We start from the raw sequence: 18,134 nt of genomic DNA, 5'->3' as shown, positions 1-18,134 counted from the left end.
TGAAAACGCATTCAATTAAGGAGCATGCTTCTGGTGCAGCCCCTTGAAGAAATGGATACTACCATTCTGCCTGAAATAGTTTCAGGTGGATGGGCAGTATCTGCAGATTAGATCCTAACCCTGAAAAATATATGAGAATATGTGTAAATACTAATAGCATCGCTTTCTGTCCAGTGGGACGAAAGGGAGGGGAATGAAAGGGTGGAATATATGGACAAAACTAAAATTAATAATCGGAAAGAAACCATCTTATTCTTTATCATTAGCTTGTTGTTCTTTGTCACCATTACCGCATTTGATCCATTTATCTCCTCTTATGCTAAGGATCTTGGGTTCGATTCAGTTATTATAGGCAGTATAATCGGAATTTCAGGGATTGTGGCCTTATTGACACGACTTCCGATAGGTGTATTTTCGGATATGCTGCATAAACGAAGATTGTTTATCCAAATGGGGTTGCTGATAACCATTGTAATGTGGACGCTAGCCTTTTTCATACCAAATGCTACCACATTGTACCTTGGGAAAATTTCGGATGGTTTAACTGGTTCCACCTGGGTTATTTACAATGTTATGTTCGCCTCTTATTTTGGTGTGAAGGAAGCTGCAAAAGCAGTGGCGATATTGGGTGTTGCATCGCCGGTTGGCTCCATACTAGGGACAACCATCGGTGCATTAGTGGCCAATAGTTATGGGTATCGGTATAGCTTTTTAGTAGCGGTGGCCGCCGCCATACTTGCGTTTGTTTTAACATTTTTCACAAAAGACCTCAGCATTAAAGGGGTAAAAGTAAAATACGATAAGAAAATACTTGTTGAGCAAATCACCGATAAAAAAATCTGGGTCATTTCCGTTTTGGCAACGATTGCTTTGATGGTCACCATTGGAACAAGGGATACGTTCACACCTTTAGTTGCTACCGACCTTGGAGCAAATCCGCTATTGATTGGCATGCTGGCAAACACACACCTGATCATATATGGCTTAGCCGCAGGATTATGCGGAGCCCTTTTTTATAAAAAAATCGGTTTAATGAATACGGCGATTTTGGGAGCTGTATTACAAGGGGTCATCATCATATTGATTCCTTATGCTGAAAATTTAACGATGCTTTTTCTATTGCAGGCATTCCAAGGTTTTGGTTACGGGCTGATCTTTACGGTCGTCACTTCCTGGGCTGTTGAAAATATCCCGGAGATTAAACAATCTACGAGAATGGGCTTGTTCCAAAGTTTATATTCGGCTGGAATGTTTTTGGGACCCGTCCTAATTGGCATCTTGATTGAAGTGTTTTCAAGATCCACAGGTTACCTGATCATGGGGGCATTATCAATAGCTTCAACCATTCTTATCAAAACCTCCATAAAACGCTCAAAAAAAGAAGCTTCTAATGAAGAATTTCCTCTTGAAGAGATGCTGATAAATAGAAAATGATTCATTGAAACAGGCAAGAGCAGACCTTAACGGGTTTGCTCTTTTTTAGTTTGAGTCGGATCCTATATTAAATAAAACAACTATCTGTCATTTAAGGCTGAGCGTCAAACCAATATTAGTTAATATTTGAGTTTTTAGACAAAAAAGGTATTACCTAATATTTCAAAACAAAGTTGATGGGAGCGAGTGTGCGAGACTCCTGCGGGAAATGCGCGTCAAGGGGAGACCCCGCAGGCGCATGCCGAGGAGGCTCGCGGACCGCCCGCGGAAAGCGAGTGCCTGCAGTGGAAATCTACGCTGGTAAATCTTGATAATCTAAGACTATCATAGGGTCCAATTTACTTCACGTTATCAATAAAATGCATGCAGATTGTCTTAATGGCCATAATGATTTTTATTCACAAAATTTCATTAATATTGACCGCATCAATCTATGACTTTATCATAACAACAGGATAATGATAATCATTTTCAATTATGAATGTATTCGTCGGATAAGAAGTTAAGTAGTTATAGATGACGGAAAGGGTGCAAAAAATGAGAGAATCTAGAAAAGTAAGAACATTTGGGGGAGGAGCATTCATCCTGTTATTTACGATTATGATGGTGTTAACAGGATGTAATAATTCTCAAAAAACAACGGAGGCAGAGAAGACATCTGCCGCAACAAAGAATCAAGAAGTAAGGACGATTAAGCATGAAATGGGAGAAACGGAAATTAAAAACACTCCTAAAAAAATAGTTACGCTTGAGTTATCTTTCGTTGATTCTTTAAATGCCCTAGGGATAAAACCTATCGGGATTTCAGATGACAACAAAAAAGATATGATTACAAAACTTGTTGGTCAAGAAATGGATTATACTTCCGTAGGAACACGTGAGCAGCCTAATTTAGAGGTTATCAGTTCTTTACAGCCGGATTTAATCATTGCAGATGCTGAGCGACATAAAGGGATTTATAAAGATTTACAGCAGATTGCTCCTACCGTTGTCTTAAAAAGTCGGGAATCTACATATCAAGAAAATCTGGATTCTTTTAAAACGATTGCTAAGGCAGTAAACCAGGAAGATGCTGCAGAAAAAAGATTGAGCGAGCATGAAAAAACGATTAAGGAACTTAAATCAAAGCTTACTGTTGATTCAAATATGACGGTTTTACCAGCAGTTGTACGTGATACCTCATTCCAAGCCCATACTTCATCTTCGTATGATGGAGAATTGCTTGAGCGCATGGGATTGAAAAATGCCATTCAGCAGGAACTGCCACATGCAGAAATGAATCTGGAGCAGCTTGTCGAGATTGATCCGGATGTGCTGCTTTTAGCGAACAATGAGGGTAAGTTACTTACTGATGAGTGGAAAGACAATCCTCTTTGGAAAGACTTGAAGGCTGTAAAAAACGGACAAGTGTATAGTGTTGATCGAGATTTATGGACGAGATACCGCGGTGTTGTATCCGCAGAGGCCATTGCTAAAGACACTTTAAAAATGCTTGGAGAAGAATAGACGAACAAAAGCGAAGTAAGAGATCCCATTCTTACTTCGCTTTCCATTAGGTTTAAATTTTGTCAGGAAGTGTGTTGTATAGAAAATGGAAACTGTAGGTAGAAGTAAACTGAAAGTGTTATGTACGGCTATAGCTGGGATCGTTTTGTTAATTTTAGGTATCCTGACGAGTATTTCTGTGGGAGCGTCCGATATTGATGCATCAATGGTTTTGAAGTCCTTTTTTGAGGCCGACTCGTCCAAGGAACAGACTATTATAAGGACTCTTCGATTGCCACGAGCTTTAGTTGGAGCGTTGGTCGGTGCTAATTTAGCGGTAGCGGGTGCTCTCATGCAGGCTATTACCCGGAATTCATTAGCTTCTCCACAAGTGTTTGGTGTTAATGCCGGTGCCTCATTTTTTATTGTGTCAGCTTTTGTTTTCTTTCCTAACCTTTCTTCCGTGTCTCTAGTTTGCGTTGCATTCATTGGTGCAGCAGTGGGAGGGATGGCAGTCTATTCTTTTGCTTCGGGGGGAGGAATGACCCAAGTGAAGCTGGCATTGGCTGGAATGGCTGTTCACTTTTTTTTATCTTCTTTAACGCAAGGCATGATCATCTTTAATGAACAAGCGAAAGATGTGCTCTATTGGTTAGTCGGGTCTATTAATGGAAAAACATGGGCTCACGTGAACATGATCCTTCCTTGGTCTCTTTTCGGGCTGCTTGTTGCTGCCATGTTCTCTCGATCTGTTTCGATCCTTGTCTTAGGAGAAAATATGGCGCAGGGACTTGGGCAGCGGGTGCATCGAATCCGTATTTTAGCAGGAATATTGGTGATCATTTTGGCAGGATCTTCGGTTGCCGTCGCAGGCCCAGTGGGATTTGTGGGATTGATCATTCCTCATATCGTCAGGAGACTGGTGGGCGGGGATTATCGAAGGATCATCCCTTTTTCTGCATTATTCGGCGCTTTACTCTTAGTTTACGCAGATATTCTCGCACGTTTCATCGCTTATCCTTTTGAGTCGCCGGTAGGCATCGTAACCGCTATGATCGGTGCGCCATTCTTCCTTTATTTAGCTAAGAAAGGGAGGAATATTAAGCAATGAAACTAAAACGGACATTTGGGTTGAAATCAACTTTGCCCCCGTATTCTATTATCCTGTTGCTGACGGTTACCGTGCTGATTTTAGCAATGGTGAGCCTGGGCTTAGGGGCCATTTATATTTCACCTTTAGAAATTCTCCAAAATTTCCTTGGAAATGGCATGCAAAGTCAGACATTCATTTTGCACAACTATCGCATACCGCGTATTTTAATTGCCGTGATAGTGGGGGCTGGATTGGCATCGGCTGGAGCCATTCTGCAAGGAGTCCTTCGAAATCCGTTGGCTTCTCCAGATGTGATTGGGGTAACAAAAGGGGCCGGATTGGCAGCTGTGATAGTAATTGTTTTATTTCCGGAATCGCCCATTATCATACTGCCTCTTTCAGCTTTTATCGGAGCGGCGGTCATGGCGGCCATTTTGATGATATTTGTTTATAAAAAAGGAGCTCAGCCAAATACTCTAGCTTTGGTCGGAATTGCTCTAGGGGCCATATGTCAAGCTGGCATAGAGTATTTCATGGTCAAGTTCCCGGATGATGTTAACACGACACTGCTGTGGTTGACTGGCAGCCTATGGGGAAGAGGATGGGATCAAGTATTCATTTTGCTTCCATGTCTTGTGCTTGTACCTGTATTGATTGCATTGACGTCTAAAATGGATGTACTGAGTCTTGGAGACGATATAGCTACAGGTCTCGGTGAAAGATCAAAATCACTGCGTTATATATTGTTAAGTGTTTCTGTCATATTAATCGGAGTCTGTGTAGCAGCGGTTGGTTCGATCGGGTTCATTGGTTTAATTGCCCCCCATATTGCACGGAGGATGGTAGGGTCAAAATTCAAGGTATTACTTCCTGCTTCAGCTCTTTTCGGTTCTATCTTTCTCCTCGTTGCCGATAGTCTTGGAAGAGGATTATTCCCTCCAATAGAAATACCCGCCGGAATCATCACTGCGGTGATTGGTGTACCATATTTTTTATATCTATTACGCCGTGAACGAAAAATAACATAAGGAAGGCTGGCGATCATGACAACATTATCAGCAGAGCATCTTTCTCTCTCTTATGGATCAACTCAAATTATTGAAAATATCGATTTAGAAATTCCTGAAGGCAAGATCAGTATAATCATTGGCTCCAATGGCTGTGGCAAATCAACCATTCTGAGGTCTCTAGCTAGATTATTGATGCCTCAGCAAGGCACGATCTATTTAGATGGAAAAGCAATTCATCAGCAGTCTTCCAAGGAAGTGGCGAAGAAATTGGCCATCTTACCCCAAGCTCCGGAAGCTCCGGAAGATATAACCGTTAAAGAACTATGCTATTATGGCAGGCATCCGCACAAGGGCTTATTTTCTAGACAAACCCCGGAAGATCATAGGATTGTCGACCGTGCATTATCAGCAACAAAAATGACGGAGTTTGCTGATCGGACATTGGATGCATTATCTGGAGGACAAAGGCAAAGAGCATGGATTTCGATGGCTTTAGTACAAGAAACCGACCTTTTACTGTTAGATGAACCGACAACCTATCTCGACTTAGCGCACCAAATTGAAATATTGGAATTACTGCGCGATTTAAACGTAACTTATGGACGCACGATTGTCATGGTTCTGCATGATTTGAATCAAGCGGCACAGTATGCCGATCACCTGATTAGCATCAAGAAGGGAAAAATCTATAAAGAGGGACCTCCTGAAACGGTATTCACAAAAGAGATGATCAAGGACGTCTTTAGACTGGAATGCTGTATTATTGAAAATCCAGTAGATCAAACGCCCCTATGCATTCCCATTGGTTTATCTAAAGAGTATTAGAAAAACTAACGACGATCGTGCCGGATGGAATAACGAATTACAGAAGTCAACATATTCATTGTTGGCTTTTTTGCTTATTTACGATGTTGAGAGGGATAGTTAAGATATTTTAGATCAAGAGTATAAATGATAGAATAGATAGACATATATATTAAAGGAGACTTAGTATCTTGGAAGCCAAATGTGTTAAATTCTATGAGTTTGGGAATCCGGAAAAGGTTTTAAAAGTTGAAAATAAACTTATTCAAAAACCTTTAAACGGGGAAGTCCTCGTTCGGATGACCACACGTCCCGTTAACCCGTCTGACTTGCTGCCCATTCGCGGTGCATATTCTCACCGAATTCCCTTGCCTTCCATACCTGGTTATGAAGGGGTCGGCATTGTCGAAGAGGTGGGTGCTTCGGTTTCGAAAGAACTGATAGGCAAGCGTGTTCTGCCTTTGCGCGGTGAAGGGACCTGGCAGGATTATGTTAAAACATCTGCGGAGCTGGCCATCGTCATTCCAGATTCACTTGAGGACCATATAGCAGCGCAATTATATATAAACCCGATAACCGCATGGCTAATCTGTACAGAAGTATTAACATTGAAACCGGATGATGTTTTACTAGTAAATGCCTGCGGATCTTCCATTGGCCGCATCTTTGCCCAGTTATCCAGAATTCTTGGATTTAAGCTGATTGCTGTAACGAGAAACAATAAGTATACGGAAGAACTGCTTAAACTTGGTGCTTCATATGTGATCGATACGTCACGATCATCATTGCATGATACAGTGATGGAAATGACGGATGGGCGCGGATCGATAGCGGCCATAGATTCAGTGGGCGGCATCGATGGCTCAGAACTCGCTTTTTGCGTTCGGCCAAATGGCACCTTATTAACGATTGGCCTTTTATCGGGACAGTCTGTGAATTGGGCAAAAATTTCCGAAAGGACAAAAGTGAATGTTAAAATGTTTCATCTTCGGCATTGGAATCAGCAGGCTTCCGTTCAAACCTGGCATGAAACGTTTAATCTTTTGATGGGGTTCATCGCTGATAAAAGGTTGAAATTCATGATGCCGGATTCCTACTATGGTCTTCAAGATGTGAAAGAAGCCATGATTGTCACAGGCAATAGAGGGAAGATATTTTTAAGCAATTGATTTTGCAATAGTCATCCACTATGTGGTAATTGAAGAAGCATTCATCTTGGAGCACTTCCAATAGGTTCCTAAGGTAAATGGAAATGTCCCTTGATAATATGGAATTACTTGATTACATGTAAGGTGCTAGTTTAGAATGCGGAATAGAACATGTTAATACATGTGACGACTTTGGAGGAAATACTTATGAAAACAATATATGTGAATGCTACATTTTTTACTATGGACAAGGAAAATCAAATCTTTGAAAACGGCATGATGATTGTACAAGATCATACCATATCCTACATCGGCCAGCATGATGAACAACAATTGGCAGATGCAGATCAAGTGGTCAACCTTGGCGGGAAATGGATTATGCCAGGCCTTGTGAATGCCCATTCGCATATTGTAATGACCCTTTTACGCGGTATCGGGGACGATATGCTGCTGAAGCCATGGCTTGAAACGAAAATATGGCCGATCGAAAGCCAGTTTACAACGGAAATCGCCTCTGTAAGTTCACAGCTTGGCATCATGGAAATGATGAAATCAGGAACCACGACATTTTCGGATATGTTTAATCCTAATGGAATAGATGCGGGTGCTGTCATGGAGACGATAGGCGAAACAGGAATGCGGGGAGCCTTTTCCTACACGATCTTCAGCTTGGGTACGGAAAAAGATCAAAAGGCGAACCTCATGGGAGCTGAGCAGTTTTCAAAAAACTATAAAACGTTTGCCGATGGCCGCCTGACTACAATGGTCGCACCACATAGCCCATATGCCTGCACACCTGAAGCGATTATGGAAAGTGCACGGATTGCAAAAGAGAATGATTTGATGGTGCACATTCACGTATCGGAAACGGACTTTGAAATCCTCGACATCGAAAAACGTTACGGATCCCGTCCTGTCGAGCACCTTCGCCGTCTAGGGCTGTTCGATCAGCCTACCGTGATGGCACATGGAGTGGTTCTCAATGATGAAGAGCGGGCAATCCTAAAACAGCATGATGTTCGCGTTGCCCATAATCCAATCAGTAACCTGAAGCTCGGATCTGGAATAGCAGATGTCGTCAGCCTTCTTGATGCAGGCATTAAAGTGGGAGTGGCAACAGATGGCGTTGCCTCCAATAACAACTTTGATATGTTCGAAGAAATGAGGACGGCTGCATTACTGCAAAAAGGAATGTATAAGGATGCCACAAAATTCCCTGCCCAAACGGCACTCGCCATGGCCACAAGAATGGGTGCCGAAGCAGTAGGCATGGGTCATACAGGATCACTGGAAGCTGGTAAAAAAGCAGATTTCATCACCATTTACCCATATGACAAAGAACATCTTCAGCCATTGAGTGAAGCCTATTCGCACCTGCTTTATGCAGCACGCGGAAATGATGTATGTGATGTATACATTGACGGCAAAAACGTCGTGAAAGATGGCCGCTGCTTAACGATCGATGAAGAAAAAGTAATCGCCGAAACAAATCGTCTGCAAGGTACCTTATCACGATAATGCAGATGTGAGAATAAAAAATGGAGCTGCCATTTGCAGCTCCTTTTTTATGGATTAAGTTAAGCGACGAAAATTGGTTGTAGGTCAATTAATCTGGTTGCACGTCGGAATAAATTTGTAGGGGATAATTCGTGTCAAATGGCATTCAAAAAAATTTACCGCCAGTATTGTAGAATAAATAGATCTCAACACTTAGAAACCCGTCGTGAGTCCAGTTTCTTGGAAATATGGAAACAAAGGAAGCCGATAAAAAATATTAATAAGAAAATAGGTATGGCAAAAACGGTAAAAAACGAAAAGACGAAAAAAATGCTGCTGACCGCAAATATTAACCAACTGGTAATCAGCAAGCAGCTGGATAAAAAATCTTTGACAGCATGGATCATGAATTTCACCACCGTATGAAGATTTATGTAATGATTATACACTATCTTCCAATCATGTTGTTTCGACGGCTCACCCTTCATTCACATCACGATGGAAATGCCTTTCCATGACATAGCCAAAAAAGGAGGCAAGCATTTGTTGAAACAGCATCCCAAGTACAACGGGTACCGCGACGGCAGCAGGGAAATAGGCGGTTGCAAGAACGGCTCCCGCACTGATGTTTCGCATGCCACCTGTAAATGTCAAAGTGATGATATCCGCCTTATCCCATCTTAAATATGCCCCGACCATCCAAGAAATGGCATACCCAGAAGCAGCTATGAACAAAACCAAGAAGGCCATGATCATTAATTTCTTATCGAAATGGGTTAAGTAAGGCGCGATTTTTGAACTGTTCAATATGACTACGATTCCAACGCTTATCTTGGAAAATGGAGCTAAGCGGGGGGATAGTGTATATTGTATCTTCCCTTTTGTAGCTTGATTCAAGAACATGGCAAGCATGGAGGGAAGAACGACCATACCGATTAATCCTTTCACCATCGAACCTAAATCCATTTCGATCGAACCGCCTCCAAAAAGGGATACACTGTATGGAACGATGAATGGCGAGAGTAGGGTGTCGATCAAGATGATCGTTAGGGCAAGTACGGCATTCCCATTATAAATGGATACCCAGATCATACTGGTGACACCGGTTGGAATCACTACAGCCAGGACTAGGCCGGTTATCGTGAAAGCATCACCATGGAACACTAAATGGCCGAGTCCAAAAGCCCAAACAGGCATAAGCAAATGAAGGATGAGCAATACGATGAAAACAGGTAAAGGGTGGGTGACTGCCTGTTTAAGAGATTCAAAGTTGGAGCCTAAACTTCCGGAAAAGGTAATGAAGGCAAATATCCATGGGACAAGAAAGGTGTAATCCATTAGGTGTTCGGCCAATAATACCCCAATAACCACGCTTATCGGCGTGATAAGGGGCATAATTTTATCCATTTGTTCATTTATTGTTTTCAGCATGATTCATCCACTTCCTGAGTAAAGTAAATTCTATTAAGTAAGTTTACCATATTCCTAAAAATATAATTTGTAAGACAAGAAATTTGTCTATATCTTTTTTGGGTTTTTAAAAAAGATTACTATCACTGCCCTGGAACTCGCATCGTTCCAAAAGGGCTTCAAGCTTTCCCCGACGAGGGAGGGTTCATTAAAAAGAGGTTTTAGGCAGGATTGTTCGATGCATCGTTGTATATTCATTGAAAAATAGTTTAAAGTAGAGGAGAGAGGTGAAAGAAATGTCAGAAAAGGTTTCCAGTATTATGTGGTTTAGTCTTGCCGTACAAGCCCTGCTTGTTCTTGCTGATCATGATGGATTATGTAATAGTAATAAATTGGCCGATAAGCTTGATTCGGAGTCAGGTTTTCTTAGAAAAATATTAAGTAATTTAGTGAAGGCCGGGCTGATTCAAGCGAAGGAGGGCAGGGATGGGGGATATTCACTTGCCAAAAATCCCGAACAAATCATTCTTGCAGACATATACTCTGCAATTAAATCGGAACCTTTCTCAAAAGGCTTTCTTGATGTGAATGATAAAAAATGCTTTCATCCATCTTCTAGAGAAGCGTTATGCGGTTTGAAAAACGAGATGGAGAGCTGGATTATACACGGCTTGGAACAAAAGACGATTGCTGACTTACTATCAAAATCTTAATGTGAAAAACGAAACTGACAAGGTTTCGTTTTTATTAAACTGTATTTGACAAAAGAACAGTATGCATTATATACTGTTCCTGTATTAAATACAGTTTAATGGAGGTCATTATAAATGACAAAAAATATAATGAGTAAAGAAGAGTACCTAAATAAATCGAAAGAATTGAATATACCGGTTGAAAAGCCCAAAGTCCTTAATGATACGGATTTCATTACGGTAGCAAATGAACGGAGATCTGTTCGCCAGTACGATCCTGAATACGTGATGACTGAAGAAGAAATTCGTGAAATTCTGGATATTGCGATTCAAGCACCATCTTCTTCCAACTTGCAGCCATGGAGATTCCTTGTGATTCAAGATAAGCAAACCCAGCAAGAATTGCTTCCCATCGCAAATAACCAACAACAAATCGTCGACGCATCTGCTGTCATTGCCGTTTTAGCTGATATTGAAGGTTACAAAAATGCAGAGCGGATTTATGGTGAATTAGTCAATAAAGGGATCATGAAGAATGAAATCAAAGAGCCATATGTAGCCTCTATTCTGCATAATTACGGAAACTTTTCTGCTGAAAAGGCTTTAAGTGTAGCCATGATTGACGGTGGCTTGGTTTCCATGCAGATCATGTTGGCTGCAAAAGCAAAAGGATACGATACAGTACCAATGGGAGGCTTTGATGAAGCCAAATTTGTCGATGCATTCAATGTACCGGAAAACTTCAAGCCTGTCATGTTAATTTCCATTGGAAAAGGAACTAAAGCAGGGTTTGAAAAAGTTCGTTTGCCACTCGATACTATATTGACTTGGAATAAATACTGAGGAAAGAACGTATTAAGAGGATAGCTGAAATTTGCTATCCTTTTTTTCATGGTTTGAGATTGGCATTGAAAATGATTTAATCTCGCAAGCGATAAATGGATATGTTACAATTTTTCCATATATTTCTTTGGGAAGTCACCTCGAAAGTCCCCGACCGCAAAAGGATATTTAAGGGGATAAACAGAGCTAAAGAATTGCGCTGAAAGCCAATAATTGGTTTAGCCGTTCACAATGGATGGGAGGAAGTCCTTATGAAGAATATGAAAAGTGAAGTGTTTTCGTGGTTGAAAGCCATTTTATTCGCTTTAATGATCGTGTTCATTTGCCAACAGTTTTTATTTACGCCAGTCACAGTAAAAGGTGAATCAATGGAGCCGACTTATGAGAATGATGACCGGATCGTGGTAGCTAAAATCGGAAAGCCGGAGCGCTTCGATATGGTTGTATTTTATGCTCCGGACGCTGAAGAGAATTATATAAAAAGGGTGATCGGTTTACCAGGTGACAGTGTCGAAATGAAAGATGATGTCTTATATATCAATGGGAAAAAGTATACGGAACCATATTTGAAAACAAAAAAAGGGGAAATTCCGCCTGAAGAAAATCTGACGGAGAATTTCAGCCTGAGTGATTTACTTGGGAAATCCAAGGTACCTGCGGGTCATTTATTTGTCATGGGGGATAATCGGAGGAACAGTTGGGATGGAAGAAGATTTGGTTTTATTTCTGAAGAATCACTTGTGGGCAAAGTGAAATTTCGTATTTACCCACTTAATGAAATGGGAGTGCCGAAGTGAATTGAACACAGTAAGTACAAGTGAAAGCTTAGAGGATAATTATGTGGACTAAGTTGTATTTATAGCAGATGATGGATAAGAACCTTTTCCTGTGGTTAAGGTTTTTCATTTTGGATTGTGGGGGTATTAATATGACGAATGGGTTAGCTGCCATCTCCATCCCGATGCTGGATGAAGAAATGGGACGGCAGGTTAAAGGACATGTCGATTCGCTGACGGTTCCTAAGGGAAGCTTAGGCCGGCTTGAAGAATGGATAATCGAACTGGCCAAGATGACAGGAGAGGCATTTCCGGACATTTCGAAACCGGGGGTTATCGTGTTTGCGGCCGACCATGGAATTACGGAAGAAGGGGTTTCGGCTTATCCAAAAGAAGTGACGGAACAAATGGCTCTCAACTTCCTGAATGACGGTGCCGCAATCAATGTATTAAGCCGGGCGATAGACGCTTACTTGGATATTGTCGATATAGGGATCGATGCAGATATCGAGGCACCAGGGTTAACTTCGAGAAAAGTCCGCAATGGAACTAGAAACTTTTATAAGGAAGAGGCGATGACAAAGGAAGAAGTAATTCAAGCGCTTGAAATTGGATATGAGCGTGCAGAGAAAATGATTGCCCATGGTGTGAACTGCCTGATTCTTGGTGAAATGGGAATCGGAAATACGACATCCAGTACCGCCATCATCTCCATCGTAAGCGGGAAAAGCGTCGAATCACTAGTGGGGCAGGGAACAGGATTGAATTCAGAAGGCATTTTACATAAGCGAAGAATAATTGAGGAAGCGATTTCATTAAGAAATCCCAATCCTGATGATCCAATCAACATTTTGATGAATATCGGTGGATTCGAAATTGCAGGTATGGCAGGGGCCATGCTTGCTGCAGCGAATAACCGTATACCGATTCTTGTTGATGGTTTCATTACAACCACGGCTGCTGTATTGGCAAACCTGATTTCCGGACGTGCAGTCGATTATATGTTTGTTGGACATCGATCTGCAGAACCTGGTCATAGAACGGCCATAGAACTGCTTGGCAAGGAGCCGATCCTCGACCTGGGAATGAGAATCGGGGAAGGAACAGGGGCTGCCCTGTCATACCCCATCCTTAAGGCAGCGACATTGGTCATTAAAGAAATGGCAACATTTGAATCTGCAGGCGTGTCAAATAAATAAGAAACAGGAGACCTTCGATACGCTGGTCTCCTATTTATACAGGTTAAAAAGGTGGATACTGCATTGAAATATACACTCATCCCGCTGTTACTTAATGGGCAGGTGTTCTTTATATTTCTTCATTTTCCTGACGACGGAAGGCTGGCTGATACCTAAGAATTTAGCCATTTCATATGTGGACTTGCATTGTTTACTCGCTTTCATCATCATCCATTTTTCGACTTGTTCGAGGGCGGTATTGAGATCACTATCATCAACCATCATAGTGTCGATCATTAGGGTATCATCTATTTTCTCCAAAGATTCTTGTCCATGGAAATGGGAGGGGAGAAAGCCTGGGAAAATGATGGAGTCTTCCGAGGTCAAAATGAGCCGTTCAATCAGGTTTTCCAATTCACGAACGTTTCCTGACCATTTATGCTGAATCAGTATTTCATAAGTGGAAGGGTGCAACTTCTTATCTGTCTTGTATTTCTTGTTGATAATTTCGAGATTATGATTGATTAAGATGGCAATGTCTTCTTTTCTTTCGCGTAATGGAGGTATTTGGATCGGAATCACATTTAAGCGGTAATACAAATCTAGCCTGAATGTTCCCTTTTCCACCATTTCTTCAAGGTTTTGATTGGTTGCAGTCACAAGCCGAAAATCTATCCTATACTCTTTTTTCCCGCCCACTCTTTTAAAGGTCTTCTCTTGCAGGACATTTAATAATTTCACTTGCATATCCAGGGGAAGCTCCCCGATTTCATCCAGAAATAAGGTTCCGTTATCTGCTTGCTCCACCAGCCCCTGCTTCCCCTGCTTCTGCGCACCGGTGAAAGATCCCGCTTCATATCCAAACATTTCGGATTCAAAGAGACTTTCCGGGATGGTACTGCAGTTGACTTCGATGAATGGCTCTTTGCTGCGGTAACTCTGATTGTGCAGCCGCCGGGCAAATACGCTTTTTCCCACACCGGATTCCCCAAGAAGCATGACTGTCGCATCCGTTTTGGAAACACGGTGTATCGTTTTGGCGATTTGCCGCATTTCCTTACTGCGATAGATCAGCTCCTCCTGTTCCCTAAGTTCCTCGACCTCCGATTGGTATTCTTGAATCTTTTTCTCCAATTGACCGTACTGATCCTGGAGGTTCCTTATTTCAGTTTGATCTTGGGCATAGCTGACGACACGAATCAATTCACCATCCTCATCAAAGATGGGGTAGGCAGTCGACATGACGATTTTTCCCGTCTTCGTTTGCTGCATGATCTGGACAGGTGTTTTCTCTTTCAATACCATGGCGGAAATCGACGGTGAAAGGATTCCTTCCGTTTCGAGCTGGTAAACGGATTTCCCAAGATAATGTTCTGGTTCGATTCCATATATCCACCAATGGTTAGGATTCGTGAATAAAATGAATCCTTTTTCATCGGTCACGGTAATATTGTTATTGGAAGTGTTGATGATGCATTCCAAAACTCTTTTAACATTGTTATCACTCATCATTTTCCCCCTTATCCACTTTCCAGTGATTCAAATATAAATCAAAATCAGAGGTGAATCAAGAATTTTCAGATATTTTGATTTGGAATTGAATCGTTTATGAAAGCATGCCTGCGATAATCACTCACTTCATACATCAAAGCTAAAACTAGAGTAATAGAGTAGCGAACTGCCTTACTTACGGTTAACCTACATATGTTTGGGTATAAATAAAGTATAGAGTAATCGATTTGAAGGAGTGATTGAATTGGCTTTGAACAGAACCTTGGGACAATTTTTATACGACTGCTTAAAAGCAGAAGGCATTACAGAGATTTTTGGTGTGCCTGGAGACTATAATTTCTCATTGCTAGATACTTTGGAAGATTACGATGGGATTGAGTTTATTAATGGACGAAATGAACTCAATGCTGGATATGCAGCGGACGCATATGCCCGGGTGAAGGGCATGTCGGCACTGATCACCACCTTTGGTGTCGGTGAAATGAGCGCATGTAATGCAATCGCTGGTGCATACAGTGAAAATGTGCCGCTCATACATATTGTCGGCTCGCCAAAGTCCATGATGCAACAGGAGAAGGAGCTTGCCCATCATACGTTAATGGACGGAGATTTTGATGTTTTCCGTAAGGTTTATGAGCATATCACCGGTTATACGGCGATCCTTACACCGGAAAACGCGGCTAGGGAGATACCGGCTGCAATCCGAATCGCGAAAGAAAAGAAAAAGCCGGTTTATTTGGTAGTGGCTATCGATCTCGTTGAAAAACCGTTGATTTCCCACAGTGAGGCTTATGAGAATGCGGCCAAACCGAATGTCAATGCGTTGCAGTCAGCAGTAAAGCATATAAAGGGTATGTTAGAACATGTAAATAAAGCGGTTCTGCTTGTCGACGTAAAAACACTTCGCTATAACTTGCAGAAACCAGTACTTCAGCTCGCTGAGAGATTAAATGTTCCAGTAGCTTCGTTAATGCAGGGAAAAAGCGGGTTTGATGAGAGCCATCCCCAGTATATTGGTGTATACGGCGGAGCTTTCGGAAGTAAGGATGTAACTCGGACTGTTGAAGAAGCGGATTTCATCATAGCCGTTGGTGCTGTTTGGTCAGACGTCAATACTTCCAAAGGTACAGCAAAGCTTGACCCGTTGAAAATGGTGGAAATTCAACCTGACACTTTAAAAGTGGGGGAAGCCAGTTATATGAATGTCATGGCGGAGGAAATTCTAAGTGCGCTCCAGGACATTGGCTACCGGCAGAACGAATCTGTCGTAAACATCTCGTTTCCGTATGACACAATGGTGGAAGACCCGTCAGCACCACTGAAAGCGGCTTCCTATTATCCTCGAATTCAGAAAATGTTGAAGGAAAATGACATTGTGGTCACGGAAACAGGAACATTCTCTTATGGCATGTCACAGGTCAGATTGCCGAAAGGGGCGACCTATATTGCTCAGGGAGGCTGGCAAAGCATCGGTTATGCGACGCCCGCAGCTTTCGGAGCTTGTATAGCGGATAGAAACCGGCGTGTTCTTTTGTTTACCGGGGACGGCTCGATTCAGCTGACAGTACAGGAAATAAGCTCGATGCTGGAGAACGGCTGCAAGCCCATCGTGTTCATCCTCAACAATAACGGCTATACGATTGAAAAATTCTTAAACGTAAAAGTCGATATAGAAAAACAGAAATACAACGAAATACCAGAGTGGGATTATACAAAACTGTCTGAAGCGTTTGGTCAAGAGGCATTTACAGCAAGAGTCGAGACGAATGGTGAACTGGATGATGCCATTACAAATGCTCAGGACATGAACGCCGATAAACTTTGCCTTATAGAGCTGGTCGTGAAAGATCAAATGGATGCACCGGATTATTTGAAAAAAATAAGGCAGTACCTTGAAGAGCAAGAGAAACTAAAGTAATTCATGTACGAAATTCCCTCACTCCTGATTAAAACACTAGAATATATACTTTATGTTTTGTTTATGAACCTCACTAGATAGAAGAATTATGCGACACTCCTGCCGAATAACTGCTGGCCGAGACACCACAGGCGCTTGCTTTGAGGTAGCTTGGCAGACAGCCGGCGGAAAGGGAGCGGATTTCTGAAATGAAGCTGGAACGTTTTTTTGGTAGAAACTGTAGGCGAACTTGCTCTTCATCGAGTGGTGGAGACAAAATGGGTTTCGGAGTCCGAATAATGAGGTGAAAGTCGAAAAAAATTCGTGAACGGTCGAATAAAGTGCGGGGTAGGTCGAATAAAGTGCCTCAACGGTCGAAAACTGTCCGGGATAGGTCGAATCCAGTGCATGAACGACCGAATACAGTGCGGGGTAGGTCGAATAAAGTGCCTCAACGGTCGAAAACTGTCCGGGATAGGTCGAATCCAGTGCATGAACGACCGAATACAGTGAGGCTTAGGTCGATAAACTGTGTCAACGGCCCAAGACAGTGCAGCTGTTCGAATACCTTGCTCCGGCCTTGATGGTTTTTACTGTAACCGTTATTGGATAGAAGAATTATGCGACACTCCTGCCGAATAACTGACTGGTCGAGACACCACAGGCGCTTGCTTAGATGTAGCTTGGCAGACAGTCAGCGGAAAGGGAGCGGATTCTGAAATGAAGCTGGAACGTTTTTTTAGTAGAAACTGTAGGCGAACTTGCTCTTCTTATTAATATACAGTCTGAAAGGTCTTCTGTGAAGAAGGCCTTTTTTTGTTGGTAATCTAGATACTGCACGGCCCGATCAAGGACAAGAATGGCAAGTTCCAGAGTGACAATACCAGTATTGGTACCTGTCATTTCAAAATTGAAACCAAGAATTTTTAAACTAATAGTATTATGAAAATGTCACTAAGTAATAGGGAAAATATTTTTCCTAAGTAGAGAAAACCATTCTTTTTAGCAATTTCTGTAGAGAAGGAGGCACAAAAAATGCGTAAAAATGTATCATTAGCGCGGTTAATAGAGTCGAATAAAGAAAATCTCAACAATAATCAGCCGTTCATAGATCTTATAGAAGAAAAAGTCCATAGAAAGCAAGTTGAAATGCAGGAAAGGCATTTAACAAAACAGGCAGGTGAGGAAAATGTTATTAAGAAAGGCTTGGTTATTACAACAAACGATTACCTTTCATAGAAAAAAGAAGGATGAAATAGCACAACGAAAGGAATTATCAAGCTTTGAAGGCGTCCGTATCAGTAATCAACTTAATTATGCGATTGTGGAAATGCAAAGGTTAATGCGCGAGGTAT

17 protein-coding genes are annotated in these 18,134 nt (G+C 41.8%); 14 read left to right on the top strand and 3 right to left on the bottom strand.

The genetic code is table 11. The annotated features are described in order from the left end of the window. The first annotated feature begins 210 nt into the window (after positions 1-210). The 8 genes from ACSR9O_RS04245 to ACSR9O_RS04210 all read left to right on the top strand — a co-directional run bounded on the left by ACSR9O_RS04245 (position 211) and on the right by ACSR9O_RS04210 (position 8,897). Positions 211-1,434: an MFS transporter gene (locus ACSR9O_RS04245; protein WP_101224458.1), complete on the top strand. Its 1,224-nt coding sequence runs from the start codon at positions 211-213 to the stop codon at positions 1,432-1,434. Positions 1,435-1,971: 537 nt separating this feature from the next. Continuing rightward, complete coding sequence (locus ACSR9O_RS04240; protein ID WP_101224349.1) at positions 1,972-2,940, top strand: ABC transporter substrate-binding protein; 969 nt, start codon at positions 1,972-1,974, stop codon at positions 2,938-2,940. Positions 2,941-3,025: 85 nt separating this feature from the next. Next, positions 3,026-4,030, top strand: coding sequence for a FecCD family ABC transporter permease (locus ACSR9O_RS04235; protein ID WP_434168695.1), 1,005 nt, complete (start codon positions 3,026-3,028; stop codon positions 4,028-4,030). Beyond that, positions 4,027-5,040 (top strand): FecCD family ABC transporter permease, encoded by a 1,014-nt coding sequence (locus tag ACSR9O_RS04230; RefSeq protein WP_491723976.1) that lies wholly within the window; start codon positions 4,027-4,029, stop codon positions 5,038-5,040. The genes ACSR9O_RS04235 and ACSR9O_RS04230 overlap by 4 nt, the downstream gene beginning before the upstream one ends. A 15-nt stretch (positions 5,041-5,055) precedes the next feature. Further along, a complete protein-coding gene (locus tag ACSR9O_RS04225; RefSeq protein WP_230177179.1) occupies positions 5,056-5,847 on the top strand; it encodes an ABC transporter ATP-binding protein in 792 nt (263 codons plus the stop codon). Positions 5,848-6,017: 170 nt separating this feature from the next. Next, on the top strand, positions 6,018-6,995 hold the full coding sequence (locus ACSR9O_RS04220; protein ID WP_101224345.1) for a zinc-dependent alcohol dehydrogenase family protein: 978 nt from the start codon (positions 6,018-6,020) through the stop codon (positions 6,993-6,995). A gap of 186 nt (positions 6,996-7,181) precedes the next feature. Then, a complete protein-coding gene (locus tag ACSR9O_RS04215; RefSeq protein WP_402901781.1) occupies positions 7,182-8,492 on the top strand; it encodes an amidohydrolase family protein in 1,311 nt (436 codons plus the stop codon). A 138-nt stretch (positions 8,493-8,630) separates the two neighbouring features. Continuing rightward, a complete protein-coding gene (locus tag ACSR9O_RS04210; protein WP_230177182.1) occupies positions 8,631-8,897 on the top strand; it encodes a hypothetical protein in 267 nt (88 codons plus the stop codon). A 51-nt stretch (positions 8,898-8,948) separates the two neighbouring features. On the opposite strand, the gene ACSR9O_RS04205 is transcribed toward ACSR9O_RS04210, so the two are convergent. After that, the gene (locus ACSR9O_RS04205; RefSeq protein WP_230177183.1) at positions 8,949-9,902 is read right to left on the bottom strand and encodes a bile acid:sodium symporter family protein; all 954 of its coding nucleotides are present in this window, start codon (positions 9,900-9,902) and stop codon (positions 8,949-8,951) included. Between the two features lie 275 nt (positions 9,903-10,177). Here ACSR9O_RS04205 and ACSR9O_RS04200 point away from each other — a divergent pair, with 275 nt between their 5' ends. The 4 genes from ACSR9O_RS04200 (at position 10,178) to cobT (ending at position 13,391) form a co-directional block, all read left to right on the top strand. Next, the gene (locus ACSR9O_RS04200; RefSeq protein ID WP_101224342.1) at positions 10,178-10,594 is read left to right on the top strand and encodes an RrF2 family transcriptional regulator; all 417 of its coding nucleotides are present in this window, start codon (positions 10,178-10,180) and stop codon (positions 10,592-10,594) included. A 114-nt stretch (positions 10,595-10,708) separates the two neighbouring features. Beyond that, positions 10,709-11,416, top strand: a complete 708-nt coding sequence (locus ACSR9O_RS04195) for a nitroreductase family protein (protein WP_230177184.1) — start codon at positions 10,709-10,711, stop codon at positions 11,414-11,416. Positions 11,417-11,667: 251 nt separating this feature from the next. Continuing rightward, entirely contained in the window at positions 11,668-12,213 is a 546-nt protein-coding gene (lepB, locus tag ACSR9O_RS04190; protein ID WP_101224340.1) for a signal peptidase I, read from the top strand. 131 nt (positions 12,214-12,344) lie between these two features. After that, the gene (gene cobT / locus ACSR9O_RS04185) at positions 12,345-13,391 is read left to right on the top strand and encodes a nicotinate-nucleotide--dimethylbenzimidazole phosphoribosyltransferase (protein ID WP_402940870.1); all 1,047 of its coding nucleotides are present in this window, start codon (positions 12,345-12,347) and stop codon (positions 13,389-13,391) included. 87 nt (positions 13,392-13,478) lie between these two features. On the opposite strand, the gene ACSR9O_RS04180 is transcribed toward cobT, so the two are convergent. Further along, positions 13,479-14,879: a sigma-54 interaction domain-containing protein gene (locus tag ACSR9O_RS04180; RefSeq protein WP_491723975.1), complete on the bottom strand. Its 1,401-nt coding sequence runs from the start codon at positions 14,877-14,879 to the stop codon at positions 13,479-13,481. A gap of 247 nt (positions 14,880-15,126) precedes the next feature. On the opposite strand from ACSR9O_RS04180, the gene ACSR9O_RS04175 reads away from it, so the two are divergent. Further along, positions 15,127-16,800 carry an alpha-keto acid decarboxylase family protein gene (locus tag ACSR9O_RS04175; RefSeq protein WP_491723974.1) on the top strand — a complete coding sequence of 558 codons (1,674 nt, stop codon included), beginning with the start codon at positions 15,127-15,129 and terminating at the stop codon, positions 16,798-16,800. Between the two features lie 651 nt (positions 16,801-17,451). On the opposite strand, the gene ACSR9O_RS04170 is transcribed toward ACSR9O_RS04175, so the two are convergent. Continuing rightward, complete coding sequence (locus ACSR9O_RS04170) at positions 17,452-17,682, bottom strand: hypothetical protein (RefSeq protein ID WP_491723973.1); 231 nt, start codon at positions 17,680-17,682, stop codon at positions 17,452-17,454. 132 nt (positions 17,683-17,814) lie between these two features. Between ACSR9O_RS04170 and ACSR9O_RS04165 the strand changes: the two genes are divergently transcribed. Next, the gene (locus tag ACSR9O_RS04165; RefSeq protein ID WP_101224336.1) at positions 17,815-18,018 is read left to right on the top strand and encodes a hypothetical protein; all 204 of its coding nucleotides are present in this window, start codon (positions 17,815-17,817) and stop codon (positions 18,016-18,018) included. Positions 18,019-18,134: the final 116 nt, after the last annotated feature.

The sequence above is a fragment of the Peribacillus sp. B65 genome (genome assembly GCF_058513295.1).
This window is presented reverse-complemented; position numbering and strand designations above follow the sequence as displayed.